General features: G+C 71.2%; 20 protein-coding genes and 1 pseudogene. 13 read left to right on the top strand and 8 right to left on the bottom strand.

Annotated elements, in window-relative coordinates; genetic code table 11:
• Positions 1 to 66 precede the first annotated feature (66 nt).
• A complete protein-coding gene (locus DK412_RS08725; RefSeq protein WP_162596157.1) occupies positions 67 to 444 on the bottom strand; it encodes a response regulator in 378 nt (125 codons plus the stop codon).
• Between the two features lie 316 nt (positions 445 to 760).
• Between DK412_RS08725 and DK412_RS08720 the strand changes: the two genes are divergently transcribed.
• Positions 761 to 1474: a Crp/Fnr family transcriptional regulator gene (locus DK412_RS08720; protein WP_204165532.1), complete on the top strand. Its 714-nt coding sequence runs from the start codon at positions 761 to 763 to the stop codon at positions 1472 to 1474.
• Positions 1474 to 1728 (top strand): hypothetical protein, encoded by a 255-nt coding sequence (locus DK412_RS08715; protein WP_109971631.1) that lies wholly within the window; start codon positions 1474 to 1476, stop codon positions 1726 to 1728. Before DK412_RS08720 ends, DK412_RS08715 begins: the two co-directional genes overlap by 1 nt.
• Here DK412_RS08715 and DK412_RS08710 read toward each other — a convergent pair.
• Positions 1709 to 1963 (bottom strand): hypothetical protein, encoded by a 255-nt coding sequence (locus DK412_RS08710; protein ID WP_109971630.1) that lies wholly within the window; start codon positions 1961 to 1963, stop codon positions 1709 to 1711. The two genes, DK412_RS08715 and DK412_RS08710, sit on opposite strands and share 20 nt — an antisense overlap.
• A 201-nt stretch (positions 1964 to 2164) precedes the next feature.
• On the opposite strand from DK412_RS08710, the gene DK412_RS08705 reads away from it, so the two are divergent.
• Positions 2165 to 2455, top strand: a complete 291-nt coding sequence (locus DK412_RS08705) for a hypothetical protein (protein WP_109971629.1) — start codon at positions 2165 to 2167, stop codon at positions 2453 to 2455.
• Positions 2456 to 2812: 357 nt separating this feature from the next.
• Here DK412_RS08705 and DK412_RS08700 read toward each other — a convergent pair whose 3' ends face one another.
• From DK412_RS08700 to DK412_RS08690, 3 genes and pseudogenes are all read right to left on the bottom strand, one after another.
• Positions 2813 to 3703, bottom strand: coding sequence for a transglutaminase family protein (locus DK412_RS08700; RefSeq protein WP_109971628.1), 891 nt, complete (start codon positions 3701 to 3703; stop codon positions 2813 to 2815).
• A 13-nt stretch (positions 3704 to 3716) separates the two neighbouring features.
• On the bottom strand, positions 3717 to 6296 hold the full coding sequence (locus DK412_RS08695) for a circularly permuted type 2 ATP-grasp protein (RefSeq protein WP_109971627.1): 2580 nt from the start codon (positions 6294 to 6296) through the stop codon (positions 3717 to 3719).
• Positions 6297 to 6322: 26 nt separating this feature from the next.
• Positions 6323 to 9576: pseudogene (locus DK412_RS08690) on the bottom strand (transglutaminase family protein).
• A 311-nt stretch (positions 9577 to 9887) separates the two neighbouring features.
• Here DK412_RS08690 and DK412_RS08685 point away from each other — a divergent pair.
• The 3 genes from DK412_RS08685 (at position 9888) to DK412_RS08675 (ending at position 14289) form a co-directional block, all read left to right on the top strand.
• Entirely contained in the window at positions 9888 to 11048 is a 1161-nt protein-coding gene (locus tag DK412_RS08685) for a putative zinc-binding peptidase (RefSeq protein ID WP_109971626.1), read from the top strand.
• Positions 11049 to 11717: 669 nt separating this feature from the next.
• Positions 11718 to 13451 carry a dihydroxy-acid dehydratase gene (gene ilvD / locus DK412_RS08680; protein ID WP_109971625.1) on the top strand — a complete coding sequence of 578 codons (1734 nt, stop codon included), beginning with the start codon at positions 11718 to 11720 and terminating at the stop codon, positions 13449 to 13451.
• Between the two features lie 55 nt (positions 13452 to 13506).
• Entirely contained in the window at positions 13507 to 14289 is a 783-nt protein-coding gene (locus DK412_RS08675) for a tetratricopeptide repeat protein (protein WP_109975147.1), read from the top strand.
• A gap of 63 nt (positions 14290 to 14352) precedes the next feature.
• On the opposite strand, the gene DK412_RS08670 is transcribed toward DK412_RS08675, so the two are convergent.
• Positions 14353 to 14976, bottom strand: coding sequence for a glutathione S-transferase family protein (locus tag DK412_RS08670; RefSeq protein WP_109971624.1), 624 nt, complete (start codon positions 14974 to 14976; stop codon positions 14353 to 14355).
• Positions 14977 to 15114: 138 nt separating this feature from the next.
• Here DK412_RS08670 and DK412_RS08665 point away from each other — a divergent pair, with 138 nt between their 5' ends.
• A complete protein-coding gene (locus DK412_RS08665; protein WP_109971623.1) occupies positions 15115 to 15426 on the top strand; it encodes a hypothetical protein in 312 nt (103 codons plus the stop codon).
• 173 nt (positions 15427 to 15599) lie between these two features.
• Here DK412_RS08665 and DK412_RS08660 read toward each other — a convergent pair whose 3' ends face one another.
• Both DK412_RS08660 and DK412_RS08655 read right to left on the bottom strand, forming a co-directional pair.
• Positions 15600 to 17285, bottom strand: a complete 1686-nt coding sequence (locus DK412_RS08660) for a methyl-accepting chemotaxis protein (protein WP_109971622.1) — start codon at positions 17283 to 17285, stop codon at positions 15600 to 15602.
• A 180-nt stretch (positions 17286 to 17465) separates the two neighbouring features.
• Positions 17466 to 19832 carry an FAD-dependent monooxygenase gene (locus DK412_RS08655; RefSeq protein ID WP_109971621.1) on the bottom strand — a complete coding sequence of 789 codons (2367 nt, stop codon included), beginning with the start codon at positions 19830 to 19832 and terminating at the stop codon, positions 17466 to 17468.
• Positions 19833 to 20232: 400 nt separating this feature from the next.
• Here DK412_RS08655 and DK412_RS08650 point away from each other — a divergent pair, with 400 nt between their 5' ends.
• From DK412_RS08650 to DK412_RS08625, 6 genes are all read left to right on the top strand, one after another.
• Complete coding sequence (locus DK412_RS08650) at positions 20233 to 21417, top strand: ABC transporter substrate-binding protein (RefSeq protein ID WP_109971620.1); 1185 nt, start codon at positions 20233 to 20235, stop codon at positions 21415 to 21417.
• Positions 21418 to 21917: 500 nt separating this feature from the next.
• Positions 21918 to 22841, top strand: coding sequence for a branched-chain amino acid ABC transporter permease (locus tag DK412_RS08645; RefSeq protein WP_109971619.1), 924 nt, complete (start codon positions 21918 to 21920; stop codon positions 22839 to 22841).
• The gene (locus DK412_RS08640) at positions 22838 to 23827 is read left to right on the top strand and encodes a branched-chain amino acid ABC transporter permease (RefSeq protein WP_109971618.1); all 990 of its coding nucleotides are present in this window, start codon (positions 22838 to 22840) and stop codon (positions 23825 to 23827) included. The genes DK412_RS08645 and DK412_RS08640 overlap by 4 nt, the downstream gene beginning before the upstream one ends.
• Positions 23824 to 24576, top strand: a complete 753-nt coding sequence (locus DK412_RS08635) for an ABC transporter ATP-binding protein (RefSeq protein WP_109971617.1) — start codon at positions 23824 to 23826, stop codon at positions 24574 to 24576. The genes DK412_RS08640 and DK412_RS08635 overlap by 4 nt, the downstream gene beginning before the upstream one ends.
• The gene (locus tag DK412_RS08630; RefSeq protein WP_109971616.1) at positions 24576 to 25271 is read left to right on the top strand and encodes an ABC transporter ATP-binding protein; all 696 of its coding nucleotides are present in this window, start codon (positions 24576 to 24578) and stop codon (positions 25269 to 25271) included. Before DK412_RS08635 ends, DK412_RS08630 begins: the two co-directional genes overlap by 1 nt.
• 26 nt (positions 25272 to 25297) lie before the next feature.
• A complete protein-coding gene (locus DK412_RS08625; protein ID WP_048442117.1) occupies positions 25298 to 25756 on the top strand; it encodes a cupin domain-containing protein in 459 nt (152 codons plus the stop codon).
• Positions 25757 to 25760: the final 4 nt, after the last annotated feature.

Genomic DNA, 25760 nt, shown 5'->3' with positions numbered 1-25760 from the left:
CCGGCGGAGCCGCCGAGGAGTGGTGCATCGCCTGGGTCGACGAAGTCGAAGTCGTGGAAGTCGAAATCATGGTCGCGCCTCGCGGGCGAGCTGGCCGAGCACCAGGACGAGGTCCCGGTGCCAGGCCGGCTTGGTCAGTCGGGGCGCGGGGCGCAGCTCGGTGCAGGAGGCGGCGTCGCGCGCATCGTCGGCATGAACCAGGAACGGCACGCCGCTCTCGCGCAATGCCCGGGCGAGGCGGCTGCCGTCGCCGTCCCGGAGCGGGAGGTCGAGGATGGCGAGATCCGGTACGCCCCGGGCCATCCAGGCGAGGGCCTCGGCCTGGCTCCCCAGCGGCCCGGCGACCCGGTAGCCGGCCTCCGCCAGCGTGTCGCCGACCGCGAGGCCGACAAGCGGATCCTCCTCGACCAGCAGGACCGTCGGATGATGGTCATCCCGTCGCAAGAGCCCGCCCCTCCGATGCCGGCCCGCGGATGCGCGCCGTTGCGAAGAGTTATAGGTGCAGGTTGCCGCACCCGTAAGAGATCGCGTGGTTCGGTATTGTACCGTACAATGGCGTGCCGCGATGCAGGTTCCAAAATCAGCGAATGATATCGATGTCGATGACGGCGGACATCAAATGATAATCCATATATCATTTGTTATGATCATTCGCTGATTTCCCGTATCGCTTGAGCGATTGGGGCACGTCTGATAATCGATGACATGGTTTCCCGTTGGGACGGGCCCCCGGCCATCGATCAGCGAGGAGGGAGCCGTGGTGCATCAGCCCGGACAGACGATCCTGCGCAACCGTCTCCTGCGGGCCATGGCGCCCGAGGATCTCGCGCGGGTGCGGCCGCACCTCGTGCCCGTCGCGCTCCAGCTGCGCGAGGTGGTGATCGCCCCGGACGCGCCGGCGGACACGCTGGTCTTCATCGAGACCGGGATGGTCTCGATCTCGACCGCTCACGACGATCGCCGGATCGAGGTCGGCCTCGTCGGCAGCGAGGGCCTGGTCGGCGCGGTGCCGATCGCGCTCGATTGCACCACCACGCCGCACGTCTACTTCGTCCAGCTCTCGGGCGAGGGGCTGAGCATCGGCCGGGAGGCGCTCTGCGCCGCGCTCGACGAGAGCGCGACCTTGCGCCGGCTGCTGCTGCGCTACGTCCACACCCTGATCGTCCAGATCACCCAGACCGCCTACGCCCACGCGTCCCTGAGCCTCGAGAGCCGCCTCGCGCGCTGGCTGCTGATGTGCCACGACCGGACGGAGGGCGACGAGCTGGTGCTCACGCACGAGTTCCTGTCGATGATGCTGGGAGTGCAGCGGGCGGGGGTGACGCTGGCGATCCAGAACCTGGAGGGCGCCGGGCGCATCCGGGCCCGGCGCCGGCGGATCGAGGTTCTCGACCGCGACAAGCTCCTGGCGCTGACGAACGGCAGCTACGGCACGCCGGAGGCCGAATACGCCCGCCTGATCGAGGGCGCCTGATGCCGCGCTACTTCTTCCATCTCCGGCACGGCCCCGGCCCGAACGGCCTCGCGGTGGATCCGGAGGGGGACGCGCTGGCCGGGCCGGACGAGGCGCGCGCCCACGCCCTCGCGGTCGCCCGCGACCTGATCGCCCGGGTGCGGGTCGACGCGGTGCGGGACTGGTTCGCCTGCACCTTCGAGGTGACGGACGAGGACCGGCGCCCGGTGATGAGCGTGCCGTTCTCCGACACGGTCACGGAGGACGGGGACTAGCCCCGAGCCGCCGCGCGATCCAGGTCTCCGCGGCATCGAGATCGGAGAAGATCTTCGGCTGCGGCGAGGCGAGGCTGCCGAAGCCCGCTTCGAGGAACCACTGGCCGGCCTCCTCGCCATAGGCGTCAGAGAGGCAGACCAGCACCGCCGCGAGGGCGCCGTCGACGAAGACGAGCAATCCGCGCTCGGTCTCGTCCCCGGTCCTGACGCGCACGGGCTGGAGCGTGAGTTCCATGGCGGGGCAACGACGCGCGGCTTGCTTGGTTCTGCTGCGCCCGCGGCATGGCTGCCTCCCGGCGGGCATGGCTGCCTCCCGGCGGGTTTTGGCTGCCTCCCGGCGGGCTTTGGCTGCCTCCCGGAACGCGGGCAGCCGCCACCGATTGCCTCCGCGACGCCCGCCCCCGGCGGGCCTCCTCTCACAATGAGGCATCGGGACATGAAGGCCATGATGATCGCCGTCGCCCTCGTCGCCGGCAGCACCGGGCTCGCGGCGGCGCAGGGGGCGGGCGGAGGGTCCGGCGGGGGCGGCGCGCTCGGCGCGGGGTCCGGCAGCCCGAACAGCACCGGCGCCGCCGGCCAGCCTGGCATCAGCCAGGACAGCGGCAAGGGCGCCGGCCACAGCAGCCTCAGCACCGGCACCACGGGCGCGGCGGCGGTACCGCCCGGCGAGCGTGCCGGCGGCAGCGCGACGGGAGCGGGCGAGCCGGGGCGGGGTGCGCCGCGGTAGGATCGGGCCGGCGTCCTCTTCAGCACAGAGGCGCCCAGGTTAAATCGCGTTCTCCTCTCCGGGCGCTATCAGGCCTGGTAGCGCCCGGAGAGGAGAACGCGGCCAGTCCTGATACAGCAAGAACAATAAGATTGGACAATCGATATCCGTCACGGCCCCGCTTCGCGACGGCGATGACGCAGAGATCGCCGCCCGGCCGTCCTGAAATCGCCGGAGATTGATCCAGGTTGAGGACGGAGCCTCGAAACCGGCCCAGTGTCCCCTTCGCCACGCCGGCCCTGTCCCGCCCTCAACGGCGGCACTCGGCTGGTGTCGCACCCGCGGGCCGGGACCTCCGTCTCCCCGAAGCCTAGCGCATCAGCCCGGCCCGCCCCCCTCGTCCTCCGGCACCACGTCCACCGCGACCCGCAGGCTCTGCGCGCCCGATCCGGCGATGATCCCGGCGACCGGCGCGACGTCGCCGTAGTCGCGGCCGCGGGCGACGACGATGTGGTCGTCCTGCACGCCGATGCCGTTGGTGGGATCGAGGCCGATCCAGCCCTCCCCGCACCAGACCGACACCCAGGCGTGGCTGGCGTCAGCCCCCTCCAGCCGCGGCTGGCCCGGGGGCGGCAGCGTGCGGAGGTAGCCGCTGACATAGGCCGCCGGCAGGCCGAGGCCCCTGAGAGCCGCGATCATGATGTGGGAGAAATCCTGGCACACGCCGCGGCGCCCGGCGAAGGACTGGCTGAGCGGCGTGCCGACCTCGGTCGCCTCCGAATCGAAGGCGAAGTCCTCCCGGATGCGGCGCATCAGATCGAAGGCGCCCGCATAGGCGCCGCCGCCGGGGGGGAAGCTCGCCCGGGCGTAGTCGGTGATCTCGGGCAGGAGCGGCACCCGCCGGCTCGGCGCCGCGAAGTGCAGGGCCGCGTCGGGACCGAGGCCGTGCCAGGTCAGCACCCGCTCCCGCACCTCCTCCCAGGCCGGCCCGGCCGCGAGGTCGGGCAGAGGCGGCCGCTCGACCCGGACGCGAGAGAGCGCGTCGATCCGGAACTCCCGGTGCGGCGTCTCGACGGTGAGCGAGACCGTGCGGTTGCCGAAGAAGTCGGTGCGCTCGGTCGCGGTCGGCGGCGCGGGCTCGACCACCACCTCGTGCGACAGGAGCGCCTGCCCCTCCCCCGCCGCCGGCGCGAGGCGCAAGGTGCAGCGGGCGAAGCCCACCGGGTTGCGGTAGGCGTAGGCCGTCAGGTGGCGCAGGCGGTAGAGCATCGATGCGGGGGTATCACGCCAGGGTGGTGAGGTTCTCGGGCCGGGCGGCGTCCGACCCGCCCGGGAAGTAGCGGGCGCCGACCGCCTCGGCGATCCCCCACAGCCGCTTCTCCCATTCCGCCACGGTGGCGAGCGGCAGGGTCGCGGCCTCCGCCGCCGCGATCTCGCCCGACAGCCCGGCGACGAGCCGCACCGGCAGCTCCGCCACCCCGTCCTGGCGTAAAGGGGGCAGGCCGGACAGGCGCTCGGCCAGGCGCTCGATCTGGAAGGCGAGGGAGCGCGGGTTGTAGGGGTCGAGCAGCACCATGTCGCGCACCGGCGCCAGGGCGACGCCCAGGATGTAGCGCGCCCCGTAGGAGATGCGGGAATCGACGAGGTCGAGCAGCACGCCGAGATCGTCGGTGCTCGCCCCCGCCCCGCCGAAATCGAGGGCGAAGCGGCAGGCATTGACCGCCCGCTCGACCCGGCGGCCCATGTCGACGAAGGCGAAGCCGCCGGCCCGGTTCATGTTCTCCTGGGCGAGGCCGGCGAGCGCCGCGGTCAGCGACAGGGCGCGCTCGGCCCGGTCGAGGAGCGCCGCCTCCGAATCGGCGCCGTCCGGCGCCTCCAGCACCTCGCGCAGGGCCGAGAGCGCCCGCCAGGTCTCGCCCGAGAGCCGCTCGCGCAACGACGCCGCGTTGCGCCGGGCCGACAGGGCGTGGGAGAGCCCCGAGCCCCATTGCCCCCCGTCCGAGAGGGCATGGTGGGCGAGCGTCGCCGCCGGCCCCTCGGCCGAGGGCACGGCGCCCCAGGCGTGCAGCAGGGCGCGGATGCGGCCCGAGGTGGCGCGGTCCTCCGGCGCCATCGAGACGCTGCCGGCCCCGTCGAGGAGGCAGGCGGTGAGGCGGATCACCGCCTCGGCCCGCTCCAGGTGGCGGCCGAGCCAGAACAGGTTGTCGGCGGCCCGGCTCGGCAGGAGGCCGGGCACCCGGCGCACCGCCACCCGGTCGCTCGGCGGCAGCAGGCTCGCCTGGGCGGCGGTGGGGCTGGCGGACAGCACCCAGACGTCGGCGGCGCGGACCCCGGCTCCCATCGCCACCGGGCGCACGTCCGGCGTCTCGGAGATGCGGCAGAAGCCGCCGGGCATGACCTGCCAGCCCTCCGGGGTCGCCGCGGCGAAGACCCGGAGCACGAAGGGCCGGGGCACGAGCCGGGTGCCGTCCCAGACCGGGGCGGTGGAGAGCCGCACCGGCTCGTGGGCGACGAGGTCGCCGGGCCGGTCGCGCAGGACGGCGCGCAGGCGCGCGGTCTCGGCCGCGTCGCGCCCCTCGCCGAAGGCCCGGCTGGTGAAGGCGCCCTGCGCCGGCGCCGCCGCCGGCCGGAAGGCGAGGGAATCGAACCGCTCCAGCACGGCCGCGCGCTGATCGGCGTCGCCGCACCACCAGGTCGGCAGGCCGGGCAGGCGCAGGGGCTCGCCGAGCAGGCGCTCGCACAGGGCCGGCAGCGAGGCGGCGAGCCAGGCGCTCTCGACGAGGCCGGTGCCCGGCATGTTGCCCATCGCCACGGCGCCGGAGCGCAGGGCCTCGACGAGGCCGGGGGCCCCGAGGCGGGAGGCGGGATTGAGTTCGAGGGGATCGACGAAGTCGCCGTCGATGCGCCGCCACAGCACGTCGACCCGCTTCAGGCCCGCGACGGTGCGGATGAACACCAGCCGGTCGCGCACCAGGAGGTCGTCGCCCTCGACGAGGGAGAAGCCGAGGTAGCGGGCGAGCACCGCCTGCTCGACGTAAGTATCGCTGTAGGGCCCCGAGGTCATCAGACCGATGCGCGGCTCGGCGCGGGTGGCCGCCGCCGCGAGGCCATCGCGGAACGCCTGGAAGAACGAGGCGACGCGCTCGACGTCGAGGGCGCCGTAGACCTCCGGCAGGGCCCGGGCCATGACGAGGCGGTTCTCGAGGGCGTGGCCGGCGCCGGACGGCGCCTGGGTCCGGTCGGCGAGCACCCGCCAGGCGCCGTCCGGCCCGCGGGCGAGGTCGGCGGCGTAGAAGTGCAGGTGGCGCCCGCCCGGGGGCGCGACGCCGACGAGGGGGCGCAGGAATTCCGGATCGCCCGCGGCGGCGGCCGCCGGCAGCAGGCCGGCCCGGGCGAGCGCCCCGTCGCCGTAGAGGTCGGTCAGCACCGCCTCCAGCAATTCGGCGCGCTGCGCCACCCCGGCGGCGATCGCCTGCCACTCCGATCCCTCGATCAGGAGCGGCAGGGCGCCGATCGGCCAGTCGCGCTCGGTCGCCTCGCCGTAGGCCCGGTAGGCGATGCCGGTCTCGTGGATGTGCCGCCCGGCCGCCGCGAGGCGGGCGGCGATCTCGCCGTCGCTCAGCCCGGCGAGGTGGCGCAGGAACCGGTCCCAGGCCGGGCGCCGGGACCCGTCCGGGGCGAGCAGCTCGTCGGGCAGGCCCGGCAGGGCGGCGTAGCCCGCGGTCCAGCGCGCCAGCCGCTCTTCCGGCCCGTCCTCTCGCGAGCCGTCCTCCTGCGGCCCCTCCCCCTGCGGTCCATCCTCTCGCGGCGCGCCGGGGCGGCCCGGCGTCGGGACCCCCGCCTCCGCCGGCGCCTCGCTCATCGGAGCCTCGCTCACCCGGGCGTCACTCACCGGAGATTGGGCGTGCGCAGGTCGAGGGTCAGGGGGAACTCGCGCTGCGTCTCCGCCGGCGGCACGCTCACCCGGCCCGGGGTGTGGCCGTTCTCCTGGAAGCGGGCGAGGCGGCGGCCTTCCGCCTCGTAGGTGTTGATCGGGAAGGTCTCGTAGTTGCGCCCGCCCGGATGGGCGACGTGGTAGACGCAGCCCCCAGCGAGCGCCCGCTCCAGGTGTCGAGCACGTCGAAGGTCAGCGGCGCGTGGACCGGAATCGTCGGGTGCAGGGACGAGGCCGGCTGCCAGGCCTTGAAGCGCAGGCCCGCCACCGCCTCGCCGGAGCGGCCGGTATCGGTCATCGGCAGGCGCCGGCCGTTGCAGGTGACGACGTGCCGGCTCGGCACGTAGCCCGACACCTTGGCCTGCAGGCGCTCGACCGAGGAATCGACGTAGCGCACCGTGCCGCCGATGGTGCCCTCCTCGCCGAGCACGTGCCAGGGCTCGAGCGCCTGGCGCAGCTCGAGCTTGACCCCGCCGCGCTCCACCTCGCCGTAGCGCGGGAAGCGGAACTCGGCCTGCGCCTCGTACCAGGCCGGATCGAAGGCGTAGCCGGCGCGGTTGAGGTCGCCCAGCACCGACTGGAAGTCCTCCCACAGGAAGTGGGGCAGCATGAAGCGGTCGTGGAGCGCCGTGCCCCAGCGCACGAACCCGCCCTCCTGCGGCTCGCGCCACAGCCAGGCGACGAGGGCGCGCAGGAGCACCTGCTGGGCGAGGCTCATCCGCGCGTCGGGCGGCATCTCGAAGGAGCGGAACTCCAGCAGGCCGAGGCGGCCGGTCGGCCCGTCCGGCGAGTAGAGCTTGTCGATGCAGATCTCGGCCCGGTGGGTGTTGCCGGTGACGTCGGTGAGGATGTTGCGGAACAGGCGGTCGACGAGCCAGAGCGGCACCTCCGGCCCGTTCGGCGGCGGCACCTGGGCGAGCGCGATCTCGAGCTCGTAGAGCCCGTCGTGGCGCGCCTCGTCCATCCGCGGCGCCTGGCTCGTCGGGCCGACATAGAGACCCGAGAACAGGTAGGACAGCGACGGGTGGCGCTGCCAGTACAGGACCAGGCTCTTCAGGAGGTCGGGCCGGCGCAGGAACGGCGAATCGGCCGGGGCCGCGCCGCCGAGCACGACGTGGTTGCCGCCCCCCGTCCCGGTATGGCGCCCGTCGGTCATGAACTTCTGCGCGCCCAGCCGGGTCTGGCGGGCATCCTCGTACAGGCCGGTGGTGATCTCGACCGCCTCGCGCCAGGTCCTGGCCGGCTGCACGTTGACCTCGATCACGCCGGGATCGGGCGTGACCTTGATCACCGACAGGCGCGGATCGTAGGGCGGCTCGTAGCCCTCGACGTGGAGCGGCTGGCCGATCTCGGCCGCGGCCTCCTCCAGGACCGAGAGCAGGCTCAGGTACTCGTCCACCCGCTCGACCGGCGGCATGAACACGCACAGGATCCCGTCCCGCGGCTCGACCGCGAGCGCCGTGCGCACCGCGACGCCGACCGGCACGGGCTTGCGCGGTGCCGCGGTGGTGGCGGCGCCGGGCTGGAGCGGCCCGCGCTGCTCGACCGGATCCTGCGGCACGTAATACGGGTATTCGCCCGGCGGCACGTAGGGCAGCGAGGCCAGCGGCAGGCGGAAGCCCGCCGGGGAATCGCCCGGCACCAGGTAGATCGCGCCGCGCTTGAGCTGCCACGGCTCCGAGACCCAGTGCCGGTCGGCGCCGATCGCCACGTTGGCGAGCGGCAGCACGAAACCGACCGCGTTCTCGAGCCCGCGGGTATAGACCCGGACCATCCGCCGCTGCGATTCCTCGTCGCCGACCTTCGGGTCGAGGGGCGTGACGTTGACAGGCAGGTCGGCGACCTTGCGGTCCCAGTATTCCGGGTCCTCGAAGACCGGCTGGACGTAAGCTTCGAGGCCGAGCCGCCGGGCGAGGCCGTGGATCAGCGCCTCGGCCTCCTGGATGCCGGCATTCCGCGGCCCGGTCTCGGAGGCGATCAGATCGGCGTTGCGCCAGACCGGCTCGCCGTCCTTGCGCCAGTACAGGCCGAAGGCCCAGCGCGGCAGGCTCTCGCCCGGATACCACTTGCCCTGGCCGTAATGCAGGAAGCCGCCGGGGCCGAAGCGGTCGCGAAGCCGCCGGATCAGCTGGTCGGCCAGCCCGCGCTTCGTCGGCCCGACCGCGGCGGCGTTCCACTCGGGCGCCTCGAAGTCGTCGATCGACACGAAGGTCGGCTCGCCGCCCATGGTCAGGCGCACGTCCGCGTCGGCGAGGTCGCGGTCGATCCGGTCGCCGAGCGCGTCGAGGGCGGCCCAGGCCTCGTCGGAGAAGGGCTTGGTCACCCGCGGCGCCTCGGCGACGCGGGTCACGCTCATGGCGAAGTCGAACTCGACCTCGGCCGGTTCGGCGAGGCCGGCGATCGGCGCCGCCGAGCGGTAATGCGGGGTCGCGGCGAGCGGGATGTGGCCCTCGCCGCACAGCAGGCCCGAGGTGGCGTCGAGGCCGATCCAGCCGGCGCCCGGCACGTAGACCTCGGCCCAGGCGTGGAGATCGGTGAAGTCGGTCGTGGTGCCGGCCGGCCCGTCGACGGCGGTGGTGTCGGGCACGAGCTGGAGCAGGTAGCCGGAGACGAAGCGGGCGGCCATCCCGAGGCGCCGCAGCACCTGCACCATCAGCCAGGCCGAGTCGCGGCAGGAGCCGCTGGCCTTGGCGAGCGTCTCGGCGGGGGTCTGCACCCCCGGCTCCATCCTGACGACGTAGTTCACCGCGTCGCGCACCATGGCGTTCAGCGCCACCAGGAACAGCACGGTGTTGGGCTCGTCCGGCAGCCGCGCCATCAGGGCCTCGATCTCAGGGGAGCCCTCCTCGACCGCGAGGTAGGGGCCGAGCTCGGCCTTCAGCTCGTCCGGATAGGCGAAGGGCCGGGTCTGGGCGTAGTCCTCGACGAAGAAATCGAACGGGTTGATCACCGACAAGTCGGCGACGAGGTCGACCTCGATGCGGAACTGGGTCGTCTTCTCGGGGAAGACGAGGCGGGCGAGCCAGTTGCCGTTGGGGTCCTGCTGCCAGTTCACGAAGTGGTTGGCCGGCGTGACCTTGAGGGCGTAGCTCTCGATCCGCGAGCGCGTATGCGGCGCCGGCCGCAGGCGGACCACCTGCGGGCCGAGCGCGATCGGCCGGTCGTAGGTGTAGGACGTGACGTGGTGCAGGGCGGCCTTGATCGACACGGCGAGTCCGAACCTTCTGCTTGTTGAGATGAGGGGTGAGCCCGCCGGCCTGTCCGTGCGCGTCCCGTGGAATCCAGCCTTGGCCTCATACACCTTGGCCAGGCCCGCGTCAGCCGCCGCGTCGCTCCACGGACGGCGTCCTTCGAACGGGCCTCGCGTCTCTCTGCGTCATCTCGAAGCCTGATCACGGGCGGCAGGGCGAAAAAATGAGGCAAGTCCCGTGCCGCCTGGAACGGAACCTCTTCCGGGCGAAGCTCCTTGGTGAGGCAGGCCCCGCCCGGCTGTTCCACGGGGCCTGTCCGGACGCCGCGATGAAGATCTTCCAGTGCCAGGCCTGCGCGCAGCCGGCCCATTTCGAAGCCGACGCCTGCGAGAGTTGCGAATGCCGCCTCGGCTACGATCCCGACCTCGCCGACATGACGGCGATGGTGCGGGCCGGTTCGCGCTGGCGCGGCCTCGCCGATCCGCGCCGCCGCTACCGCGCCTGCGCCAACCGCGAATCGGGGGGCTGCAACTGGCTGGTGCCGGCGGGCTCGAGGGAGACCTACTGCGTCGCCTGCCGCCACAACCGGGTGGTGCCGGACCTGTCGATCCCCTGGAACCGGACCCGCTGGCGCGAGGTCGAGGCGGCCAAGCGCCGGCTGTTCTACGCCATGCTGCGGCTGCGCCTGCCGCTCGCGTCGCGGCGCGACGACCCGGCTGGCCTCGCCTTCGACTTCCTGGTCGACCCGGCGGAATCCTACCTGATCGGCCCGCCGGTGCTGACCGGGCACGACAACGGCCTCATCACGCTGAACATCGCCGAGGCCGACGACGTCGAGCGCGAGCGCCGGCGCACGCAGTTCGGGGAGCATTACCGCACGCTTCTCGGGCACTTCCGCCACGAGATCGGGCATTATTTCTGGAACGTGCTGGTGCGGGCCGATCCCTGCCTCGAGGGTTTTCGCACCGTGTTCGGCGACGAGCGGGCCGATTACGGCGCCGCGCTCCAGCGCCACTACGCCCACGGCCCGGACGAGGGCTGGCAGGAGACCTACGTCTCGGCCTACGCCACCTCCCACCCCTGGGAGGATTTCGCCGAGACCTGGGCGCACTACATGCACATCGTCGACACGCTGGAGACCGCGGCGCAGTTCGGCGTGCGGGTGCAGCCGAAGCTCCAGGCCGGCCCGGCCTTGCACGCGCCGATCACGCTCGCGGCCAAGGTCGATTTCGACGCCTATCGCAGCCCGGATTTCGGCCGGCTGATCGACGCCTGGCTGCCACTGACCTTCGCGATGAACTCGCTCAACCGCAGCATGGGCCAGCCCGACCTGTACCCGTTCCGGATGACGCCGGCGACGATCGGCAAGCTCTCCTTCGTGCACGACCGCATCTACGCCCGCACCGACGCGCTGGAAACCGAGGCGGGCACCCTGCGGGCGGTGATCGCCGGCCTGCGCCACCGGGTGGCGGCGCCGCGCTCGGCGTGAGAATACTTCAGGGTTCGATCCGACCTTGCTTGATACCCACCGCGTCATTCCGGGGCCGCGCAGCGGAGCCCGGAACCAGAGCCGCGGGTCGTGCAGAATGAAGCGGAACCCCATCCGCTCTGTTCTGAACATCCTGCCTTTCTGGATTCCGGGCTCCGCTGCGCGGCCCCGGAATGACCCTGTGTGGTGGGACCCAACCGGATAATCGACTTCCGGCGAGGCTTGAAGCACGACACCCACCCCCGCACGATCGCGGCACGCCGCACTCCGAAGAGCCACATTCCCGAACGGCTCGCGCCTCACCCCGGGCACAAAGAACCGGCACTCTCCCGCCCATGCCGACGACCCATCGCCTCGCATGTCAGACCTTCACCGCAAGCTTAGCTGTGGCGGGGTCGCAACACCGCGAAAGCATCCCAGCTTTGCCCCAGACCGCCCCCCGCGCCGCCGCGATCCCGCCATAAACCGGCGGCACCTCAACGGCCACGTTAAGCGACTGTCCCCACAGCGATTTATCGTGGTCATCCCGTTCCCCCCGGGGATCGCGGGCGACGCTGGCGGATTGACCCGGGAACGGGTCCGTTTCGCGCAAGCCGTCCCAGGGCGGCGCAGGGAGCGGGACCGGGGAAAAACCGGCCATTCAAGAAACTACGGGTACGGGACAGGGCCATGGACGCGCGTCACACCACCGACAAATCGAAGCTCCCCAGCCGCTACGTGACCGAGGGTCCGGACCGTGCGCCGCACCGCTCGTACCTCTACGCCATGGGCCTCACCCGCGAGCAGATCCACCAGCCGCTGATCGGCGTGGCCTCGTGCTGGAACGAGGCGGCGCCGTGCAACATCTCGCTGATGCGCCAGGCCCAGGCGGTGAAGAAGGGCGTCGCCGCCGCCGGCGGCACGCCGCGCGAGTTCTGCACCATCACGGTCACCGACGGCATCGCCATGGGGCATCGCGGCATGCGCGCGTCGCTGCCGTCCCGCGAGGTGATCGCCGATTCGGTCGAGCTGACGATGCGCGGGCACGCCTACGATGCGCTCGTGGGGCTGGCCGGCTGCGACAAGTCCCTGCCCGGCATGATGATGGCGATGGTGCGCCTCAACGTGCCGTCCGTCTTCATCTATGGCGGCTCGATCCTGCCCGGCACCTTCCGGGGCCAGCCGGTCACCATCCAGGACCTGTTCGAGGCGGTCGGCAAGCACTCGGTCGGCGCGATGAGCGACGACGACCTCGAGGAGCTGGAGCAGGTCGCCTGCCCGTCGGCCGGCGCCTGCGGCGCGCAGTTCACCGCCAACACCATGGCGACCGTCTCCGAGGCGATCGGCCTGGCGCTCCCCTACTCGGCCGGCGCGCCCGCGCCTTACGAGATCCGCGACCGGTTCTGCGCCACCGCCGGCGAGATGGTGATGGAGCTGCTCGCCAAGAACATCCGCCCGCGCGACATCGTCACCCGCAAGGCGCTCGAGAACGCCGCGACCGTGGTGGCGGCCTCCGGCGGCTCGACCAACGCGGCGCTCCACCTGCCGGCGATCGCGCATGAATGCGGCATCAAGTTCGACCTGTTCGACGTCGCCGAGATCTTCAAGCGCACCCCCTACATCGCCGACCTGAAGCCCGGCGGGCGCTACGTCGCCAAGGACCTGTTCGAGGTCGGCGGCATCCCGCTCCTGATGAAGACGCTGCTCGACGGCGGCTACCTGCACGGCGACTGCATCACGGTCACCGGCCGCACCATCGCCGAGAACCTCGCCAAGGTGGCGTGGAACGCCAACCAGGACGTGGTCCGGCCCTCGAGCCAGCCGATCACGCCCACCGGCGGCGTCGTCGGCCTCAAGGGCAACCTCGCCCCCGAGGGCGCGATCGTGAAGGTCGCCGGCATGCCGCCGGAGAAGCAGACCTTCGCGGGTCCCGCCCGCGTCTTCGACAACGAGGAGGCCTGCTTCGAGGCGGTGAAGAACCGGACCTACAAGGAGGGCGAGGTCCTGGTGATCCGCTACGAGGGCCCGCAGGGCGGCCCCGGCATGCGCGAGATGCTGGCGACCACCGCCGCCCTGTACGGCCAGGGCATGGGCGACAAGGTGGCGCTCATCACCGACGGGCGCTTCTCGGGCGCCACCCGCGGCTTCTGCATCGGCCATGTCGGGCCCGAAGCCGCGGTGGGTGGCCCGATCGGCCTGCTGCAGGACGGCGACATGATCCGCATCGACGCGGTTCAGGGCACGCTCTCGGTCGACCTCACGGACGACGAACTGGCGAAGCGCCGCGCGGCCTGGCAGCCGCGGGCCAACGATTCGACCTCGGGCTACCTGTGGAAGTACGCGCAGACCGTCGGCCCGGCGGTGACGGGCGCGGTGACGCATCCGGGCGGGGCCCAGGAGACGCTCTCCTATGCGGATATCTGAGGCCGGCCTGCCCCAGCGGGCGGGCCGCCGGTTCCTCCTCGCGCTCCTCGGCCTGATGCTGGCCGGGGAAGGTCCCGCTGCTGCGCTCGACGCCGCGGTGCGGACCCCGGTGCCCGCGGCCGTGGGCTACCGCAACGCCCGCGAGGCGATGCGGACGGGCATGCGCGACTACAATGCCGGCGACAAGGAGGGCGCGGCGCGCGCCCTCGAATACGCCGCCGGCCAGGGCCACGCCCTGGCCCTGTGGAAGCTCGGCCGCATGTACGCGGAGGGCGACGGCGTCCCGCACGACGATCTCAAGGCGTTCGAGTTCTTCTCGAAGATCGCCGACGAGAACGCCGACGAGGGCCCGGAGGCGCCGAATGCCGGCGTGGTGGCGAGCGCCTTCACGGCACTCGGCCGCTACTTCCTCGACGGGATCAAGAATTCGTACGTGCGCCCGAACGTCGAGCGCGCCTACGACATGTTCAACTACGCGGCGACCTACTACGGCGATCCGAACGCGCAGTACAACCTCGCCCGGCTCTACCTCGACGGCACCGGGGTGACCCAGGATCCGCGCCAGGCGGCACGCTGGTTCAACCTCGCCGCCGAGAAGGGGCATCCGGCGGCGCAGGCGCTGCTCGGCCAGCTCCTGATCAACGGCCAGGGCGTCACGGTGCAGCGCGCCCGCGGGCTCGCCTGGCTGACGCTGGCCCGCGACGCCGCGGAGGGGCCGAAGGACCAGTGGATCGTCGCCCTGCAGGAGCAGGCGATGGCGGCGGCCAACGAGCGCGACCGGGCCGAGGCCCAGTCCCAGGTCGACGGCTTCTACCGCCGCAGCGCCAAAGGACGCTGAGATGACGGCGCGCTGAGAGAGGGGACGGTCGCCCGCCCCCTCCCCTCCCTGTTTCGCCTTTTTTCAACCCTGCCGGGCCGCGATCGCCGTCTGAAACGACGGGCGCTCCAGGATGCCCGCGACGTAGGAAGCGAGCCGCGGCCAACGCCCGGCATCGACCGTCTCGCCGGCGAGATGCAGGTTGTGGAAGCCGGTCACGACCGAGATGTCGGCGAGGCTGAACGCGCCGCCGACGAGGAACGGCCCGTCGATCGCGCCCTCCAGATAGTCGAACGGCCGCGGCAATTCCTCGGTCATGCACTTGGCGACCACGGCTTCGTCGCAGGGCTGCTTCATCATGTTCGGCCGCAGCACCCGCTGCACGAAGGGCTTGACCAGGAGCGGAAAAAGCTCGGTATCGCCGAGTTCGTCGAACCAGATCGCCCGGCCGAGATCCTGCGCCGCCGCCGGCAGCATCGCCGGTTCCGGATGCTTGCGCTCCAGGTAATGGATGATCGCCGTGGAATCGGCGAGGCGGAAATCGTCGTCCTCCAGGGCCGGGATCTTGCCGAACGGGCTCGTCGCGCGGAAGCGCGGGTCGGGATCGTGGAAGCGCAGCGGCACGTGCTTGGCCTCGATGCCCTTCTCGGCGAGGACGACGAGCACCTTGCGGACGAAGGGCGACAGGCTGGTGCCGTAGAGTTTCATGAGGCTCTCCCTGCGGCTGAGGACCGCCGGCGCGGTATCGCACCGGACCGCCCGGTTGGCACCCCTCCCCGCCTGGAAACCGCCGGCCCGCCGGCCCATACTCCGGCGCGGCCGTTCCCGGCCCGGAGAGGCCGATCCGTGGACGATACTTTCGAGCTGCGCGAGCGCCTGTCGCGCGCCTGGCGGGCGGTGTTCGACAACGCCGTCGAGGCCGGCAGCCCGCCCGAGGCGGTGGTCGAGACGATGACGGCGGTGGCCCATGCGCGCTTCGCCGAGTTGTTCGGCATGGCTGCGGCGGCGAGCTACCTCGCGCTCCTCGCCGAGCAGATGCGCGACGTCGACCACGACGAGGCCGAGACCCTGATCCGCGGCGAGGCGCCCGGCCCGGCGCCCTTCGACGAGGAGATGACGGCGATGGACCCGGCCTGGATCGAGCGCGACCCGCCGTGAGACCGCGTGCGACGTCACCGGCTCCTACAAGCTCTTCCGGTCATCCCGGCGCTCGCCGCAAGGCGAGAACCCGGGATGACACAGGGCTGTCCGGGGAGAGTTGTTGGTGGTTATGCCGGATTCATCGACGCAGCCGGTCAAGCAGGCTCCCAGAGACGTCGATCGAACGGACCTCAGGCTGCCCGCACCGTATCGAGGAAGCGCGCCACCTCGGCCGAGAGATGCTCGGACTGGCGCGACAGCTCGGTGGCCGCGCCCAGCACCTGGCTCGCCGCCGCCCCCGTCTCCTCCGCCGCGCCCGCCACGCCCGCGATGTTGCCCGTCACCTCCCCGGTGCCGGCCGCCGCCTGGGACACGTTGCGCACGATCTCCTGCGTCGCCGCCCCCTGCTCCTCCACCGCCGCGGCGATCGAGGTCGCCACGCCCGAGATCTCCTCGATCCGCGCCGTGATCTGGCCGATCGCCCCCGCCGCCTGACCCGTCGAGGCCTGGATCGCCGCGATCTGGCTCGTGATCTCCTCGGTGGCTCGTGCCGTCTGGCCCGCCAACTCCTTCACCTCGGCCGCCACCACCGCGAAGCCGCGGCCCGCGGCGCCCGCGCGCGCGGCCTCGATGGTGGCGTTGAGCGCCAAGAGGTTGGTCTGGGCCGCGATCGACGAGATCAGCCCGACCACGTCGCCGATGCGGGCGGTGGCTTCGGTCAGCGCGCGGACCTGATGGGCGGTCCGGCCGGCCTCGGCGACGGCGGCCTGGGCGAGGCGGGCCGAGCCGTCGACCTGGCGGCCGATCTCCTGCACCGAGGCGCCGAGCTCTTCGGCGGCCGCCGCCACGGTTCCGACATTCGACGAGGCTTCCTCGGCGGCGGCCGCGACGGCGGTGGACTGGGCCGCGGTCTGCGTCGCCGTGGCGGTCATGGTCTGGGCGGTGGCCTGGAGTTCGGTCGCGGAGGCCGAGACCTGGCCGACGATGCCGCCGACCGCGTGCTCGAAGGCGTCGGCCATCTGGCGCATGCCGGCGCGGCGCTGCTCCTCGGCGGAGGCACGGGCGAGGCGCGTCTCCTCCTCCAGGGCGCGGGCGCGGATCAGCCCGTCCTTGAACACCTGCACGGCGGCCGCCATGGCGCCGATCTCGTCGCGCCGGGCCGCGCCGGGGATCGGCGCCGCGACGTCGCCGGCCGCCAGCCGGCCCATCGCGGCGGTCATGCGGGCGATCGGGCGGGCGATGCCGAGGAGGCTGAAGATCACCGCGCCGATCGCCGCCGCGAAGGCGAGCGCCGTCATGACCGCCGCCGCCAGGATGCCACGGTCGGCGCTGGCGCTGCTCTGCTCGGCGCTCGCCAGGGCGGCGCCGGCATTCATCGCCACGATCGCCTTCAGGGCGCCGGTCGCCTCGGCGTTGGTGCCGCTCATCTGGGGGCTGGTCAGCGTCGCGAGCGCCGTGGCCTGGTCGCCGGCCGCCATCGCGCCGGTCACCATCTTCTGGCCCTCGAGGTAGTCGCTCCACCGGGCGACGAAGCGCCCGAAGGTCGCCCGCTCCTCCGGCCCGGAGATCAGCGGCTCGTACTTGGCCTGGAGGTCGATCAGCGCCTTGCGGCTGTCGGTCAGGGCCTGCTCGTTGCGGTCGTAGGCGGCATCGTCGGTCGAGGTCACGACGAAGCGGTAGAGGTTGATCCGGTAGGCCTGGGTCTCGGCGTAGATCTGGTTGATCAGGTTCGAGGCCGGGATCCGGGTCCGGGCGATGTCGACGACGTCGTCCCGCAGCGTCACCAGCCGCAAGATGCCGTTGCCGCCTTGCGCCACGCTGAACAGCATCAGCGTCATGGTCGTCCCGATCAGGACATGCTTGATCGACAACTTCATCCTGCGACTGCCCGGCATTCATGGTCGCGCCTCGGGATTCGAGGCTCCCTCATGCATACGAGGTACTTAGTTAGTCCTTACTTAAGAAAAGAGTCACTGGCGCGCGAAGCACCAGATCATCGCCGAGATCGGCACCGACGGCGATCGACTGGGCAGAGGATGCCCGGCACTTGAGCAGCTTTACTCGGCGGCGGCAGTCCCGGGCTGGTGCGGCCGCGGCCGCGCCTTGCGCCGCAGCGCAATCTCCTGCTCGCGCGCCTTCGGCAGCTCGCGGTGGGCCTGGTCGCGGCCCGGCAGATATTGCTTCGGCCAGGCTTGCGTGCGGGCGTCGTACCAGGCGGCGGCCTGGCGGCAGAAATTCGGGTTCCACAGGTGGGGCCGGCCCAGCGCGACGATATCGGCCCGGCGGGTGTGCAGGATGGTGTTGACCTGGCCGGCTTCCGTGATCGCACCGACCGCCATCACCGCCATCGGGGCGCGATTGTGGCCGCGGTTGCGGATCGCGTCGGCGAACTGGACCTGGAACATCCGTCCATAGACCGGGCGCTGGTCGGCGACGGTCTGGCCGGCCGAGACGTCGACGAGGTCGCACCCCGCCTCGTGCAGGGCCTCGGCCACCGCCACGATGTCGGCCTCGGTCATGCCGCCCTCGGCCCAGTCGGTGGCGGAAATGCGCACCGACATCGGGCGCTCCGCCGGCCAAGCGGCCCGCATGGCGGAAAACACTTCGAGGGGGAAGCGCAGCCGGTTCTCGATCGCCCCCCCGTAAGCGTCGGTGCGGGTGTTGGTGAGCGGCGAGAGGAACGAGGCCATCAGGTAGCCGTGGGCGCAGTGCAGTTCCAGCATGTCGAAGCCCGCCCGCGCCGCCCGCCCGGCGGCCCGCACGAAGTCGTCGCGCACCCGGTCCATCCCGGCCCGGTCGAGCGCGTCCGGCACTTGGCTCACGCGATCGAGATACGGGATCGGGGAGGCCGAGACGATCGGCCAGTTGCCCTCGGGCAGCGGCCGGTCCATCCGCTCCCAACCGACCTGGGTCGATCCTTTGCGGCCGGCGTGTCCCAGCTGCATCACGATTTTCGTGTCGGTGTGCGCGTGGACGAAGTCGACGATGCGGCGCCATTGCGCCTCGTGCGCGTCGGTCCAGAGCCCCGGACAGCCCGGAGTGATGCGGGCGTCGGCCGACGGGCAGGTCATCTCGGTGAAGAGCAGGCCCGGGCCGCCGAGCGCGTGCGAGGTGTAGTGCACGAAGTGCCAGTCGGTGAGGTTGCCGCCCTCGTCCGCCGAGTACTGCGCCATCGGCGCCATCGCGACCCGGTTCGGGATCCGCATCTCCCGCAAGCGCAGCCCCGTGAACATCGGCGTCGGCCGGCTCGTCCGGTAATCCTCGCCGGTCTCGGCGTGGAGGCGGGCGTAGAACGCGTCGTCCACCGCCCGCACGTAATCGGGATCGCGCACCACCAGGTTGTCGTAGGTGATGGACTTGGCCCGGCACATCACCACCATCGAGAACTGCTCCGCATCCATGTCCCAGGAGCGGTTCATGTGCTCGAACCAGGCGAGCGAAACGTCGGCATTGTGCTGCACCACCTGGCACGGCGTGCGCCGCGCCCGGTCATAGGCGGAAAACGCCGCCTGCACGTCCTCCTCCGCGTGTGTCACCAGGGCGTCGGAGAGCGCGATGGCGCATTCCATCGCGAGCTTGGTGCCCGAGCCGATCGAGAAATGCGCCGAGGCCTTGGCGTCGCCCAGCAGCACGATGTTGTCGTGCGACCAGTTGTGGCAGAAGATCCGCGGGAAGCGGCGCCAGGTCGAGCGGTTGAGGAGCAGGCCGTGGCCCTGCAACTCCTCGGCATACATCCGTTCGAGGATCCGGCGCGAGCCTTCCTCGTCGGCCTCGGTGAAGCCGTGGCCCTGCCAGCAGGCCTCGTCCATCTCGAACACCCAGGTCGAGCGGCCGGGCTCGTACTGGTAGGTATGGGCGCAGACGATGCCGTGCGGCGTCTCGCGGAAGAAGTAGTTGAACTCGTCCATCGGCCGGGTCGAGCCCATCCAGCAGAAGCGGTTGGACTTGATCTCGACCTCCGGCTGGAAGGCCTCGCGAAAATGTTCGCGGATGCGCGAGTTGATGCCGTCGCAGGCGACGATCACGTCGGAATCGGGGAAACGCGTCGAGAGCTGGTCCGGCGGGATGCTCTCGCCGAAATGCAGCTCCACGCCCTCCTCGCGGCAGCGCTCCTGGAGGATCTGCAGCAGGCGCATCCGGCTCACCCCGGCAAAGCCGTTGCCGGCGCAGCGCATCGCGCGGCCCTGCTTGTGGATCGCGACATCGTCCCAGTACGAGAAGGCGTCGCGGATGCGGGAGAAGGAGCGCGAATCGCGCGACAGGAACTCGTGCAGGGTCTCGTCCGAGAACACCACGCCGAAGCCGAACGTGTCGTCGGCCCGGTTCTGCTCGTAGACCTCCACCCGCCACTCGGGCCGGCGCTTCTTGGTGAGGAGCGCGCAGTAGAGCCCGCCGGGTCCGCCGCCGATCACCGTGACGCGCATCGGGCCAGTCATGGAAGGCTCCTGTTCGTGACGGCGGGCGCGCCGGCCGAGAAACTTTAACCTTGAAACATCCCGGCGCAAGAGGGGGCATGATGGATCGCGGCAGGCCCGGCCGGGTTCCGGTCTCCGGTCCCGCCGCACCGCGATGATGCTGCGATGCACCAAGCAAAAAGGCTTGTTTTTCAGCATTCTGCTCGCTGCACTGCACAGTGATGCGGCAGGGCGAAAAAGTCGCCAGGCACGGTTGCCAGACGATATTTCATGCGTAAAGTATTCCCCGTGCGGCGAGGCGGGATCCGACGAAAGAGCGCCGCCCTCGTCCCACGCGCCGACTCGACTTCGGCCGCATCACGCCGGACAAGTGCCGTCGATGCTCTCGACAGATCAGGGGACACACGGGATGAATCCGATCCGGAACGCCAGCCGCCTCGCGACCGCGCTCTTGGGCGCCACGCTGCTGGCCGGCCCCGCCGCGGCGCAAGGCGCGGAGAAGGTCCGGGTCGGGCTGATGTTCACGCTGTCCGGCCCCTCGGCGGTCTTGGGCGAGCAGGGCCGCGACGGCTTCCTGCTGGCCCTCGACACCCTGGGCAAGAAGCTCGGCGGCCTGGAGACCGAGGTGGTGACGGTCGACGACGAGTTGAAACCCGACGTGGCCACCAACAAGGCGCGGGAACTGGTGAAGCGCGACCGGGTCGACTTCGTCGTCGGGCCGACCTTCTCCAACGTGCTGCGCGCGGTGGTGCGCCCGGTGACCGAGGGCGGCGCCTTCCTGATCTCGCCCAATGCCGGCACCTCGAACTATGCCGGGGCGGAGTGCAACCCGAACCTGTTCGTCTCCTCCTACCAGAACGACCAGGTCCACGAGGTGCTGGGCAAGTACGCCCAGAACAAGGGCTACAAGCGCCTCGTCCTGCTGGCGCCGAACTACCAGGCCGGGAAGGATTCGCTCGCCGGCTTCAAGCATTCCTACAAGGGCGAGGTGGCGAACGAGATGTTCACGCCGCTCGGCCAGCTCGATTTCTCGGCCGAGCTCGCCCAGATCTCGGCGGCGCAGCCCGATGCGGTGTTCGCCTTCATGCCCGGCGGCATGGGCGTCAACCTGGTGCGGCAGTACCGCCAGGCGGGCCTGAGCACCATCCCGTTCCTCTCCGCCTTCACGGTCGACGAGAGCACCCTGCCGGCGCAGAAGGACGCGGCGGTCGGCTACTTCGGCGGCGCCAACTGGGCGCCGGATCTCGACAACCCGCAATCCAAGGCCTTCGTCGCCGCCTACGAGAAGAAGTACGGCAGCGTGCCGGGCACCTACGCCATGCAGGCCTACGACGCCGCCCTGATGATCGACGCCGCGATCAAGCGCACCAAGGGCGACCTGAAGGACAAGGACGGCTTGCGCGCCGGCCTCAAAGCCGCCGAGTTCCAGTCCCTGCGCGGCAACTTCAAGATCGGCAACAACCACTACCCGATCCAGGACTTCTACCTCGTCAAGGCCGCCAAGCGCCCGGACGGCAAGTACGAGACCCAGATCGCGGAGAAGATTTTTTCGAATTATCAGGATAATTACGCGGCCGAGTGCAAGATGAAGTAAGAATATTTCCCTCCAGGGACATCTCACCCACTTCGTCATCCCGGGACTCGCCGGAGGCGAGAAATCGGGATCCATAACCGCCGAGGGTGCCGGATGAAACGGAACCGTTCCACCTTTGCTTGCCGCCTCGGCGGATATGGATGCCGGGTTCCGCTGCGCGGCCCCGGGATGACGTGGAGCTGCCTTGGAAAAGAGAGGGGCGCAGGTCTCTCCTCTCCCCGCGGGCGGGGAGAGGGCTGTGCTCCCGTTCAGGGAGCGCAGCGAGCCCGCAGGGCGAGGGTGAGGGGGTCTCAACGAGTGAGACTCCTCCGGAAACACCCCCTCACCCTCGCTCCGGCTTCGCCTGCGCTCACTTCATCGACGACAAGGTCGATGAAGTCCTCTCCCCGCCCGCGGGGAGAGGGGACAACCGAGACTCATCCTTCACCCGGACAGCTCAGCGGGATGACACGGAGTACGGCAGCCGCCGCAGGGCAAACCTCTCAGCCGCAAGTCGCGCCATGCTCAACCTGTTCCTGATCCAGGCGCTGAACGGCGTCCAGCTCGGCATCCTGCTGTTCCTGGTGGCGGCGGGCCTGACCTTGATCTTCGGGGTGATGGACCTCATCAACCTCGCCCACGGCGCGCTCTACATGATCGGCGCGTACCTGGCCGCGACGCTCACCGCCGCCACCGGCAGCTTCGGCCTCGGCCTGCTCCTGGCGCTTCCGGCGACGCTCGTCTTCGGCCTCGCCCTCGAGTTCCTGGTGGTGCGCCACCTCTACGGGCGCGACCACCTCGACCAGGTGCTCGCCACCTTCGGGCTGATCCTGATCCTCAACGAGGGCGTGCGCATCGTCTGGGGCGCAGCACCCATGAGCGTGCCGGTGCCGGACGCCCTGTCGGGCTCGATCCGGCTCGTCGGCACCCTGCATTACCCGCTCTACCGAGTCGCGATCATCGCCGCCGGCCTCGCCACGGCTCTCGGCCTCCACCTCCTCGTCAACCACACGAGGCTCGGCATGCGGCTGCGCGCCGGGGCCAGCAACGGCCCGATGGTGGCGGCGCTCGGAATCGACATCCGGCGGCTGTTCCTGGTCGTGTTCGGGCTCGGGGCGATGCTGGCGGGCTTCGCCGGCGCGATGGTGGCGCCGATCCTCTCGGTCGATCCCGGCATGGGCGATTCGGTGCTGATCCTCACCTTCGTGGTCATCGTCATCGGCGGCGTCGGCTCGGTGCGGGGCGCCTTCGTCGCCGGCCTCCTCGTCGGCCTCGCCGACCAGCTCGGCCGCACCTTCGGGCCGATCCTGCTGCGCAGCGTGATGGACGCCTCCTCCGCCTCGCAGACCGGGCGGACGCTCGCCCCGATGCTGATCTACATCCTGATGGCCGCCGTGCTGTTCTTCCGGCCCTCCGGCCTGTTTCCGGCGCGGGGGTCCCGATGACGACGCTCGTCGCCCGCGTGACCGCCGAGCCGCCCCGGCGCCGGGCCGCCCTTCCGGGCACCGCGCTCGCCGCGCTGGTCCTGGCGGCGCTCGCCGCCCTGCCGGTCGCGGCGGAAGCGGCAGGCCTGCCCTTCCTGGTCGTCACCGCGACCCGGATGATGATCTTCGGGCTCGCCGCCCTCTCCCTCGACCTCGTGCTGGGCTACGGCGCGATGGTGTCGTTCGGCCACGCCGCCTTCATCGGGCTCGGCGCCTACGCCGTCGGGATCCTCGACGCCCACGGCATCCGCGACCTCGCGATCCAGGCGCCGGTGGCGGCCGGTGTTTGCGCGCTCTTCGCCCTCGTCACCGGGGCGATCTCGCTTCGCACCCGGGGCGTCTACTTCATCATGATCACGCTGGCCTTCGGGCAGATGGCGTATTTCTTCATGGTGTCGCTCGCCGCTTACGGCGGCGACGACGGGCTGCCGCTGTCGGGCCGCTCGACCCTGTTCGGGATGCGGCTGATCGCGGGCGATCCGGCCTTGTTCTATTGCGTGCTGGCGATGCTGGCGGTGGCGCTCCTGGCCTTGCGCCGGGTCGTCGCCTCGCGCTTCGGCCGGGTCCTGCGCGGCAGCCGCGACAACGCGGTGCGGATGCAGGCGATCGGCTTCTCGCCCCTGCCCTACCGGCTCACCGCCTACGTCATCGCCGGGGCCATCGCGGGCCTCGCCGGGGTGCTCCTCGCCAACCAGGCCGAGTTCGTCTCGCCGGCCTACATGAGCTGGCAGCGCTCGGGCGAGTTGATCGTCATGGTGGTGCTCGGTGGCATGGGCACGCTGATCGGCCCGGTGGCGGGCGCCGCCGCGCTGATCGCGCTGGAAGAGGTGCTGGCGCATTACTCCGACCATTGGCGCCTCGGCCTCGGGCTGATGCTGGTCGCGGTGGTGCTGCTCTCCCGCGGCGGCCTCGCGGGGCTCGCCGCGAAGCTCGGGAGGCGCGCGTGACCCCACTCCTCTCCGTCCGGAACCTCCGCAAGTCCTACGGGGCGCTCAAGGTCACCGACGACGTCAGCCTCGACGTGGCTTCGGGCGAGCTGCACGCCATCATCGGCCCGAACGGCGCCGGCAAGACGACGCTGATCCACCAGCTCTCCGGCAGCCTTGCGAGCGATTCTGGCAGCGTCCACCTCGCCGGCGAGGATGTCACCGCCCTGCCGATGGTCGCCCGGGTGCGTCGCGGCCTCGCCCGCTCGTTCCAGATCACCTCGATCCTCGACGGGTTCTCGGTCTTGGAGAACGTCGCGCTCGCGGTCCAGGCCGGGTCCGGTTCGAGCTTCCGGTTCTTCCGACCGGCGGCGAACGAGACGGCGCTCAACGCGGAAGCGATGGACGCGCTCGGCCGCGTCGGCCTCGCCGACCGGGCCGGGCGGCGGGCCGGCAGCCTGTCGCACGGCGAGAAGCGCCAGCTCGAACTCGCGGTGGCGCTGGCCACCGGCGCCCGCCTGCTCCTCCTCGACGAGCCGCTCGCCGGCACCGGCCCGGAGGAATCGGCGATCCTGGTCGGGCTGATGCGCGAGCTGAAATCCACCCACACGCTCGTGCTGATCGAGCACGACATGGAGGCGGTGTTCGCCCTTGCCGACCGGATGAGCGTGCTGGTCTACGGCCGCGTCATCGCGAGCGGCCTGCCCGCGGTGGTCCGCTCCGATCCGGCGGTACGCGCCGCCTATCTCGGCGAGGAGGAGGCGGCCTGATGCTCACCGTCGAGGGCCTGGAGAGCGCCTACGGCGATTCCCGCATCCTGTTCGGGATCGACCTCTCCGTCGCCAAGGGCGAGGTGGTGACCCTGCTCGGCCGCAACGGCATGGGCAAGACCACCACCGTGAAGTCGATCTTCGGCCTCCTGAAGCCCCGGGCCGGCCGCATCCTGATCGACGGCGAGGACATGGCCGGGCGCCCGTCCCACCTCGTCGCCCGCCGCGGCCTCGGCCTGGTGCCGGAGGGGCGCCAGGTCTTCCCGACCCTCTCGGTCGAGGAGAACCTCGTCGCGACCCATCGCGGCGGGCGGGGCGCGAAGTGGAGTCTGGACGCCGTCTACCGCCTCTTTCCGCGCCTGAAGGAGCGGCGGCGCAACGGCGGCGACCAGCTCTCGGGCGGCGAGCAGCAGATGCTGGCGATCGGCCGCGCGCTCATGACCAACCCCCGCCTCGTCGTCCTCGACGAGGCGACGGAAGGGCTGGCGCCGCTGATCCGCGAGGAGATCTGGGCCTGCCTGCGGGCGATCAAGGACGAGGGCGAGGCGATCCTGGTGATCGACAAGAACGTCGATGCGCTCGCCCGCTTCGCCGACCGGCACGTGGTGATCGAGAAGGGCCGCGTGGTCTGGACCGGCACCAGCGCCGCGCTCCGGCAGGCGCCGGAGGTGAAGGACCGGTTCCTTCATGTGTGAAACATCTGTTGCGAAGGAGTGACCGCATGACACCCATGACCGCAGGCATCACCCGCGCCGGTGAGGGCATCGAGGGCGTCCGCTGGAACATCCTCGGCCAGATCTACGTCCCCAAGCAGCTCTCCGAGAGCTCGCTGTCCTGGCACGCCACCTTCCCGCCCGGCACCTTCGTGCCGCCGCACATCCACCCGACGCAGGACGAGTTCCTGTACATCCTGCAAGGCAGGCTCACCGCCGTGCTCGACGGGCAGGAGAGCGTGGCCGAGCCCGGCGACACGATCCGGCTGCCGCGGGGCCAGCCGCACGGGCTGTTCAACCGCTCGGACGCGGACGTGAAGTGCTTCTTCTGGGTCTCGCCGGCGCGCCGGCTCTACGACCTGTTCTGGGCCCTGCACAATCTCGGGCCGCAGGCCAACCCCGCCGACGTGGTGGCGATCTCGGCCAAGCACGAGGTCGACTTCCTGCCGCCCCCGGACGCGGAGTGAGGCG

Source organism: Methylobacterium sp. 17Sr1-1, assembly GCF_003173775.1.
Lineage (GTDB): Bacteria > Pseudomonadota > Alphaproteobacteria > Rhizobiales > Beijerinckiaceae > Methylobacterium.
This window is presented reverse-complemented; position numbering and strand designations above follow the sequence as displayed.